This is a genomic window from Paenibacillus dendritiformis (assembly GCF_015845845.1).
Classification (GTDB): domain Bacteria; phylum Bacillota; class Bacilli; order Paenibacillales; family Paenibacillaceae; genus Paenibacillus_B; species Paenibacillus_B dendritiformis_C.
Genome location: NZ_LDIG01000075.1, coordinates 60,345 through 69,737, shown reverse-complemented (window position 1 = coordinate 69,737; position 9,393 = coordinate 60,345). Strand labels below are relative to the sequence as shown.

Here is a 9,393-nt window from a genome sequence, read left to right as displayed (position 1 = left end):
TAATTAAACTAACATTGGACTGTAATAAGTCGACATGGGATCTCCTTCAGTTGATTCGCATCTATGCGGAAAAACCATGGGAAAATTTGATCGCTGCACTCAACCGCAAGCCGACCCGAACATCTAGGGGACGACCAAAGCGAAATGGGAGACGTCCGAAAAAGGCAACGAAGTCGATGAAACCGAAACTGATTGTGAGGTAATGACAAACGAAAAATACTTTTACATATAATGGATAACGCGCAGGGTCTATTTCCAGCTCGACTTTTTTAGACTTAGCGCGGACATTGCAGATGTAAATATATATCATATATTGATGTTAATTGAAATTAGATTATGAATTATGAACTAACCGCTCGATGCAACGCTAGTGGAGAATTGATGTATATTTGCATCAATTTCACTTAATCTACCTGCTAGACGAATAAAATACTGTAAAATTGCAGCATTCATTGAGTAGGGACCGAAAACCGACGCATCACTCGGCCGTAGGCTATCCCACCAGAGCGCATAGGCGGAAGCACCTTTACGTCACGTTCAGCCCATAGTCCCACATACGCGCACACTGCTTCACGCCGGTTCGCTAGCGACTCATGACCTGCGCATGGCCGTTAAGCCCCTAGCGGGACTATGACACTAGCCATGCCTTGTCATCCGGACACCCACGAGCCCGCTCGTTCGAATTTGTCGCATAGCGCTCAACGCTTTGCGAAGAGTCCCCCAAACCCACAGTCGCATCTGCCACTAGGTACACGAACATAGCCGCTACTAGGCATATGGGCACAGCCGCGGAGCGCCTCTGCCACAAGGGCCCGACAGTGCACGCTAGGCCCAGGGCCCCCGTCATCTGCACGCTAGCCCCATGACTCCGCCATGCCCACGCTAGCCCGCAGGACCCCCGCCATGCCCACGCTAGCCCGCAGGACCCCCGCCATGCCCACTCTAGCCCGCAGGACCCCCGCCATGCCCACTCTAGCCCCATGGCCCCGCCTGCCCACGCCAAGCCGCAGGGCTCCGCCATGCCCACGCTAGCTCGCAGGACCCCCGCCATGTCCACGCTACCCGCAGGGCTCCCCCGTGCCCACGCTACCCGCAGGGCCCCGTCATATGCACGCTAGACGCATGCCATGAGCAGCAGCGGCATGTCCGGCGCGCGGGCAATGCGCAACCAGCGCCCCCTGTTTCCGCGAAAGAAAAAACAGCCTCTTTCCTCATAGAAAGAGACTGTTCTTCTTCACTTCATCATTAGGTTTACTTGACCCATGCGGCGAAATGGGACGGCTCCATTTTCTCCGTACGGAACGTCTTGCCGCACAGCGGGGCAAGCTGCTCCAGCTCGCGCAGCAGATTGGCGAATTGATCCGGGAACAGCGACTGCACCCCGTCTCCGGTCATCGAGTTGTCCGGATCGGTATGCATCTCGATGATCAATCCGTCCGCTCCGGCGGCCACCGATGCCTTGGACATCGTCTCCACCAGCTCGCGGCGGCCCGTGCCGTGGCTCGGATCGGAGATGACCGGCAGATGGCTCAACTGCTTCACGACCGGAATGGCGGTCAGATCCAGCGTGTTGCGGGTATACGTCTCAAAGGTGCGAATGCCGCGCTCGCACAGCATGACATTCGGATTGCCGCCGGCCAAAATATATTCGGCCGCATTCAGCCACTCATCATAAGTGGCGCTGAATCCGCGCTTGAGCAAGACCGGCTTGCCGCATTCGCCCAGCTTGCGCAGCAGATCGAAGTTCTGCATATTGCGCGTTCCGACTTGGAGAATATCCGCGTACTCCGCACAAATATCGACGTATTCCGGCGTCATGACCTCCGTAATCGTCAACAGCCCGTGCTTGCTCCCGGCCTCGGCCATCATGACCAACCCTTCTGCGCCGACTCCTTGAAAGCTGTACGGTCCTGTCCGCGGCTTGAAGGCCCCTCCGCGCAAGATTTGTCCGCCCGCCGCCTTCACCAGGCGCGCGATCTCATCAATCTGCGCCGGCGATTCCACCGCGCACGGGCCGCCCATGACGACGAGATTGCCGCCGCCGATTTCCACGCCTTTAATATGAATTACCGTATCTTCCGGATGAAAGTCACGGCTAGCGAGCTTATATGATTTCGTAATTTTAATCACGTTCTCGACGCCTTTCATTTGTCTAAGATGTTCAGCCAGTTGAGGCTCTGCTTTACCGATAATGCCAATGACGGTTCGATCCGTTCCGCGCGAGATATGGGCCTGGTTGCCGGCCTTCTCGATGAGGCTTACAAGCTCCGCCACCCGCTCTTCCGGAGTCTGATTCGAGACGATAACGATCATGGTACTACATCCTTTCTTTACTGTCGGTTCATCACTTTCTCATTTCAACGCTTATACGCTTTCAAGCTTTTATCTATTAAAGCAACTATAACGAAAATCCCGCCCTTCGTCAATCCTTTTTTCCTCATCCGTTCCCCGCCACCCGTTATGTCCCGGGAAATAAAAGAAAGCTCTTTTCTGCCCGGACCGTTCGGCCGGCAGAAAAGAGCTTTTCTTTATCCGTGAGCGTGACCATGATAATGGCGGCGTTTCTGCCGGCGCCGCTTCTGCATGGCCAGCAGGAACCGCTTCATTGGGATATACAACAGAAGCGCCATCAAGGCTCCGTCAATCATTCCGCCTACAATCAGATTCATGTTGATGGTCAGAAGCCGGTTCAGCCAGTCCGGCAGCGCGGCCGCATGAACCGTCCAATGCAGGGGCAGAACCCAATGCCCTACCCGCTCATTGACGACAGCGACCGGAATATAGATCAGCTTCCCGAATGCGAAGCCGATCAGAGCGGCAGCCAGCCTCCCCCTCATCAAGTACACCAGAGGAAAGATGAGGAAGAACGCCAGCCCTGCCGTCGGCAGGGTGAACATTTCAACGGCCAGTCCGATGCAGAAGCCTCTCGCAACCAGTGCGGCGGCGCCTCGGGTTCGAATAAGCTTCAGGAACTGGTACTTCAACCATCTTTTCACAATTTTCCTTCTCTCGAGTGTATCGTCGATCCGTTGATGGCAGCCCTAGTTCATGACTTCGACTTCTCGCGAATGACCGGAAGCAGCTTCTTCATATTCACGGTCCGCTTCAATTCCCATGTCTCCGGGTTATTCTGGTCGTACTGCTCCAAATAAGCGATGACTTCCTTCGTAATCGGCGTCGGCGTTGACGCGCCGGAGGTCACGCCGACGATTCGGACCCCATCGAGCCATTCCCGCTTCAATTCCGACAGATCGGAGATGCGGTAGGCACGGACGCCGGCAATCTCCTCCGAGACCTGGGCCAGTCGATTGGAGTTGTTGCTCCGCGGATCTCCCACGACGATGACGAGGTCGCAGCCTGTGGCCTGCTCGGCCACCGCCGCCTGTCTCTCCTGCGTCGCCATGCAGATCTCGTTATGAATCTCTGCCGTCGGGAAGCGGGCGATAAGCCGATTCATAATATGCTTGATATCCCACTGGCTCATCGTCGTCTGATTCGTAATGACGAGGCGATCCGTGCCAACCTTCAGATCGGCGATCTCCGCTTCCGTCTCGATCAGATGCACCTTGTCCGGGGCTACGCCCATGGCGCCTTCCGGTTCAGGATGGCCTTTTTTGCCGATATAAATAATCTCGTAACCTTCGGCCGTCTTCTCCCGAATCAGATCATGCGTGCGCGTCACATCGGGACATGTCGCATCGACGGTGGTCAGCCCCTTCTCCCGGGCCTTCTTCCGCACTTCCGGGGATACGCCGTGCGCCGTAAAGATCACCGTCCCGGAATCGATCTGATCCAGAATCTCCAGGCGGTTCGCCCCATCCAGCGTAATGATGCCCTCGTCCTCGAACGCATCCGTTACGTGACGGTTATGAACGATCATCCCTAATATATAAATCGGACGGGGCAAATCCAGATTGCGCGCCGTCTGTTGTGCCAGCACCATCGCATCCACGACGCCATAGCAATAGCCACGCGGTGTAATTTTCCTGACTTCCATCGGTACACCTGCCTTCTCATTATACTGCGTCTGACATCCGCTTCTCCATTATACCGGATAATCTCCGCTTCCGTCGACCGTAGCCAGCGGCAGCCACACGATGAACGAGGTTCCTTTCCCCGGCTTCGTGACGACCTCGACCGAACCCCGGTGTTCATCGATAATCCATTTGGCTATCGCCAGCCCCAGCCCGGTGCCCGATGTTACGCCGCGGGACACGTCGGCCCGATAGAAACGCTCGAAGATATACGGCACTTCCTTCTCGTTCATGCCGATTCCCGTATCGTCCACCTTCAATCCGATCTGGTTATCCTGCCGCAGCGCCGTCAGCCGTACCTTGCCTTCCGGGGTATATTTGAACGCATTCTCAATGAAAATGAAAAGCATCTGCTGCAAATAATCCTTGTTGCCGTACACATACAAATCTTCCAGCACATCGATATCGCCGAGTTCCCATTCCGCTTTGCGCGGGAGGAACTGCGCCCGGCGCACGACCTCCTCGACCATCGGCTTCAGCTCGACGAGCACCTTGCTCATCACATAGCCGGCATCGGCGCGGGCAAGCGACAGCAAATCATTCACGAGATGGCTCATGCGCTCCGACTCGTCCGCGATATCGCGCAGCGCTTCCAGCGACATCTGCTCCCGGTCGCTCTGGCTCATCTGGATCGGCTCCTGCTGCTTCATCCACATTTTCTGAAGCAGATCGACATTGCCGCGAATCGTCGTCAGCGGCGTCCGCAGCTCATGGGACGCATCGGACACGAACCGGCGCTGCGCCCGATACGCCTCGTCCAGCTCGTTATAGAACGTCTCCATCCGGCCCAGCATGCTGTTGATCCGGTCGGTGAGCTGTCCGATCTCGTCGTCGGACGGACCTTCGCGCGGAATGCGGACGCTCAGGTCGGCCCCCTTCTGAATGCGGTCCGTAGCCCGGATGATATTCTCGATCGGCCGCAGCGATTTCTGGGCGAGGAACAGGCCAAGCGAGAAGGCCAGCACGATCGTGACCATCGACGCGATGATAAGGATACTTCGCAGTTCTTTGGTGAACAGGGCTTCGCGCCCGGTGAAGGCGAATACCTGTAAGGCGCCCTCAACCTGATCACCTAGCACGATTGCATTTTCATAGACAAGAAATTCATAGCCGCTTACTTCGATTTTGCGGTAGCCCTCTTTAATCTGCGCCGCCCTCTGCGGCATCGGTATATTAAGACCGAGCTCCGACAGATTCGGCGACATGCGAGGCGTTTTGTTGCGGAAGCTGACAATCTGAATATACAGCTCGGCATCCTCCAGCCGCTTCACGTCGGATTTGGGAACATCGAAGTCGAAGCGATTCTGCAGATCGAGCGTCGGGAGCACCTTCAACTGGTTGACCTGGGCCTGAATGCGCGACTTAATATGCGCGTATGTGTTGTAGTCGACAAAGGTGTAGATGGCGATTCCGAATAAGAGCAGGGTAAACGCGAGCAGGACGGAATACCATACCGTAAGCCGCAGCCGAATGGACATTAATTATCTCCTCTCAAGACGTAGCCCGTTCCCCGAATGGTCTGGATGATACGCTTGCCTCCATGTTCTTCCGTCTTCTGGCGCAGCATGGCGATATACACCTCAAGCACATTCGATTCTCCGCTGTAGTCATAGCCCCATATTTTCTCCATAATGACGTCGCGCGGCAGCACCCGCTTCGGATTCTGCATGAACAGATGGAGCAGTTCGAACTCCTTCGCCGTCAGCTCGATCGGCTTGCCGTCGCGAAGCACTTCCCGGGTATGCAGATCAAGCACGACATCCTCGAACGTCAAGCGGTGCGTCCCGCCCTCGCCCTCGGCCCGGCGGCGCAGCAAGGCGCGCACGCGGGCCAGCAGTTCCTCCAGCGCGAACGGCTTGACGAGATAATCGTCGGCTCCGAGATCCAGCCCGTGCACCCGGTCCTGCACCTCGTCCTTCGCGGTCAGCATCAGCACCGGCACATTGCTGCCCGCTTCCCGCAGCCTGCGGCATACCTCCCAGCCGTCCACCTCCGGCATCATCACATCCAGGATCAGCAAATCGGGCTCGCGGATCATCATCTCGCGCAAGCCCTCGCTGCCATTCGTCGCCGTCCGGACTTCATATCCTTCGAACACCAAGCCACGCCTCAGCATGGACGTAATTTTCTCATCGTCATCCACGACCATAATCGTTGAACGCGTCATCCTACCAGCCCCTCTTCACCCGTAGATTATCATTCTCTTCCCTCTTCTTCCTTACTGCCATTCGCCGCCCGAATAGCGAAAAGGAAGCCAAGAACGGCGCAGGCCGTCCTATGCTTCCTCTCCCGCTGCGCCCGGGCCGCAGCACCCGGATTCGTCATAAGCCGCGCGGCTTATGGCTGCTGTTGCTGCGACTGAAGCTGCTTGTCGAACTTGTTCCGGTCGCCGAGCTTAATCTTTAGTTCCGTCTCTTTGCCGTTGCGTACCACCTGCATCGTCACGGTATCGTCAACCTTCTTCTTCTGTATCGCTTCGATCAATTCCTCTTTGGTCGCGTACTTCGTGCCATCCATACCTACAATAATATCATAGGCGCGCAAATCCGCCTCATAGGCCGGGGAACCGAACATCACATTGAGCACGAGAGAGCCTTCGACATTTTTGATGCCCATTTCCTGCGCAATGTCGCTGGTCATCGTCTGGAGCGTAGCGCCAATGAACGGAATCGGCTCCTTCGGTATTTCACGGTTCGCCTTCAGATCGTCAACGACCTTCTTGATCACATTCGAAGGGATGGCGAATCCGATGCCTTGCGCCTGCTTGCTGACCGCGACGTTCATGCCGATGACTTCGCCCTTCATATTCAAAAGCGGCCCGCCCGAGTTGCCTGGATTGATGGACGCGTCCGTCTGAAGCAAATGCTCGTATTCCCGGGCGCTGCCGTTGTCATCGACATTGATCGAGCGCTCGCGGGCGCTCAGCACGCCGGACGTAACCGTGTGGTCGAAGCCGGACGGGTTGCCGATCGCGACAACCTGCTCCCCGACCTCCGCCGCATCGGAATCGCCAAGCGGAACCGTCGGAAAGTCGCCTTCCCCGTCAATCTTGATGACCGCCAGGTCCAGATCCTGGCTCTGGCCAAGCAGCGTCCCCTTGAGCGGCTTCTTGTAGCCTTCCACCGTAACCTGGATGACTTCCGCCCCGGAGATGACGTGCTGGTTCGTCAAAATATAGCCCGACTTATCGAAGATGAAGCCGGTCCCGATGCCAAGCGGCTGCAGCTGCTGGCTCTGGCTCGAGCTGTTGTTCCCGCTGCCGCCGAAGGAATCGCCGAAGAACTGGCGGAAGAACGGATCGTTCATCCAAGGGTTATTGCCGTAGCCGTTCTGCGTGCTTACGCGGGCCAGCGTCTCGATCTTCACTACCGCCGGACTCGTCTTCTTCACCACCTCCGGCACGCTGCTGGCGCCGTTCGGGAACGGAGCCGGCGTCCCGTTGGTCACGACCGCGCTCTCCGACGTGGCGGCCGTGCTCGCCAGCTCCTGTCTGCCCGTGAACAGATTGGTCGTGTCCGCGGCATACATCAGGCCGGTGATGACCAGCATCCCTGCCAGGAACGAAGCGAACATCGCCCGGAACGAGGTGCCCCGCTTGCGCTTCGGCTCCTTGAACTGCCAATTGCCCTGCGGCGGCTGGGGAGGCAGGCTGCCTCCGCTCCCCCCGGGCTGGAAGCCGGCGCCGCTTCCTTGGCCGGTCGCGCTGGAGAATGGCAGCGGCTTGACGGGCGCGGGCGGCGTCACCTCGACATCATTCACCTTGCCCGATGCCTCCGCAGTCGTTGTGCTTTCTTCGGATTGCTTGACAGACTGATAAGGGCCGTAAGCGAAATAATAAGCTTCCTCGGGCTTGCGCGCCTGGGCATCGCCCGTCTGAGGGCCGTCCTGCGGGCCTCGAGTCTCATTCGGTGCTGTTGTATAAGAATCCGAATCGGAGTCGGATGTAAAAAATAATTTGCGTCGTTGTTCGTCCATAGTTCTTACCTCCCAATAAGCTGATCTTCACTCGAATCAATAAGCGTTTTAGGTATGAAAGATATATTTATATATTGTACCATCAACCTTAAGCTCAGCTTAAAAAGATTATAAAACCCAATAAAAAGATAATCCTCCGGAGACAAGCCGCCTTATCCCCCATGCGGCACCCTTCGCCGGATATCGATATGGACGCAAAAAACAGGCCCATGGACCTGTTTTACGATACGAACGGGCCGGCGCCGCTAACTCATCCGCCCCAATACATTTTCTGCTTGATCAAGCTTGGCCCGGGCCCGGTGCATCTCCGCCGGAGAGAGCGAAGCGTCCGGATTGGATGGCGCCTGGAACTGGTTCACGACGGCGCCGAACAGCTGCACGCCGGCATCCGGATCATTGCCGACCCGGTACTCGTGCTTGAGCACGAACGGCTGCTTCATCTCAACGAAGATCGATTCGTTGGCTTCCCCGTCGAACGAACCGTTCACCGCCGCGAACGGCAGGCGCAGCCATAGGGTGCGCTCCTCGTTCAATGCGCAATCGAAGCTGCCCCCTTCATAATCCCAATTGCCGGAGATGGCGAACCCGAGCGGCTCCAACACGCGCACCAGTTCATCGGTGCCGAACTTGCGGCCGGCGAACTTCCCTTCCAACTGCTGCATGGCATGCAACCTCCTTCCTCCTTATTGTGGACGAAGTCAGTCGCTTTTAACCCAGCCTTTGCGATGCGCATGAACGGCGAGCTGCGTCCGATCCTGCACCTCGCATTTCATGAGAAGATTGGATACATGCGTCTTAACCGTCTTGATGCTGATATGAAGCTCTTCCGCGATGTCCTTGTTCGTCTTCCCGTCGGCGATGAGCAGCAGCACTTCCCGCTCCCGCTCCGTCAACGCCTCATCATCCGACTGCGACGCCTGCTTGCGCAAGCCGCGGGTCAGCGCCTGCGACACCTCTCCGCTCATCACCGGCATGCCGCGCAAGGCGCCGCGGAGCGCATAGACCAGTTCCTCGGCGGAGACGGTCTTCAGCACATAGCTGATGGCCCCGGCCTGAATCGCTTCGAATACTTGTTCATCCTCCATGAAGCTCGTCAGCATGACGATCTTCAGCTCCGGATAGCGGCGCGTCAATTCGCGCGTCGCCTCGACGCCGTTCATGTCCGGCATCATCAGATCCATCAGAACGAGATCGGGCAGCCGCTCTCCCCGCTCCGCCCGGGCGGAGATCGACTGGATCGCTTCCAGCCCGCCTCCGGCTTCCCCGATCACTTCAATATCCGGCTCCAGCATCAAATATGTCTTCAATCCCATTCGGACCATCTCATGGTCATCCACGAGAAATACGGTCATTACCGTCTGTTCCACTATGATATCCCTCCGTC

General features: G+C 57.1%; 8 protein-coding genes. All 8 read right to left on the bottom strand.

The features are described from left to right. Positions 1 to 1,251: 1,251 nt before the first annotated feature. The 8 genes from aroF to ABD76_RS04780 all read right to left on the bottom strand — a co-directional run bounded on the left by aroF (position 1,252) and on the right by ABD76_RS04780 (position 9,361). On the bottom strand, positions 1,252 to 2,313 hold the full coding sequence (aroF, locus tag ABD76_RS04815; RefSeq protein WP_197254682.1) for a 3-deoxy-7-phosphoheptulonate synthase: 1,062 nt from the start codon (positions 2,311 to 2,313) through the stop codon (positions 1,252 to 1,254). 215 nt (positions 2,314 to 2,528) lie between these two features. Beyond that, positions 2,529 to 2,996, bottom strand: a complete 468-nt coding sequence (locus ABD76_RS04810) for a DUF2062 domain-containing protein (RefSeq protein ID WP_338125044.1) — start codon at positions 2,994 to 2,996, stop codon at positions 2,529 to 2,531. Positions 2,997 to 3,046: 50 nt separating this feature from the next. Next, a complete protein-coding gene (locus ABD76_RS04805; protein ID WP_197254680.1) occupies positions 3,047 to 3,997 on the bottom strand; it encodes a 4-hydroxy-3-methylbut-2-enyl diphosphate reductase in 951 nt (316 codons plus the stop codon). A 48-nt stretch (positions 3,998 to 4,045) separates the two neighbouring features. Then, positions 4,046 to 5,512 carry a sensor histidine kinase gene (locus ABD76_RS04800; protein ID WP_197254678.1) on the bottom strand — a complete coding sequence of 489 codons (1,467 nt, stop codon included), beginning with the start codon at positions 5,510 to 5,512 and terminating at the stop codon, positions 4,046 to 4,048. Continuing rightward, positions 5,512 to 6,201 (bottom strand): response regulator transcription factor, encoded by a 690-nt coding sequence (locus ABD76_RS04795; RefSeq protein WP_197254676.1) that lies wholly within the window; start codon positions 6,199 to 6,201, stop codon positions 5,512 to 5,514. Before ABD76_RS04795 ends, ABD76_RS04800 begins: the two co-directional genes overlap by 1 nt. A 170-nt stretch (positions 6,202 to 6,371) precedes the next feature. After that, positions 6,372 to 8,009, bottom strand: coding sequence for a S1C family serine protease (locus ABD76_RS04790; RefSeq protein WP_197254675.1), 1,638 nt, complete (start codon positions 8,007 to 8,009; stop codon positions 6,372 to 6,374). A gap of 245 nt (positions 8,010 to 8,254) precedes the next feature. After that, on the bottom strand, positions 8,255 to 8,671 hold the full coding sequence (locus ABD76_RS04785; protein WP_197254674.1) for a YugN family protein: 417 nt from the start codon (positions 8,669 to 8,671) through the stop codon (positions 8,255 to 8,257). A 36-nt stretch (positions 8,672 to 8,707) separates the two neighbouring features. After that, on the bottom strand, positions 8,708 to 9,361 hold the full coding sequence (locus ABD76_RS04780; RefSeq protein WP_197254686.1) for a response regulator: 654 nt from the start codon (positions 9,359 to 9,361) through the stop codon (positions 8,708 to 8,710). Positions 9,362 to 9,393: the final 32 nt, after the last annotated feature.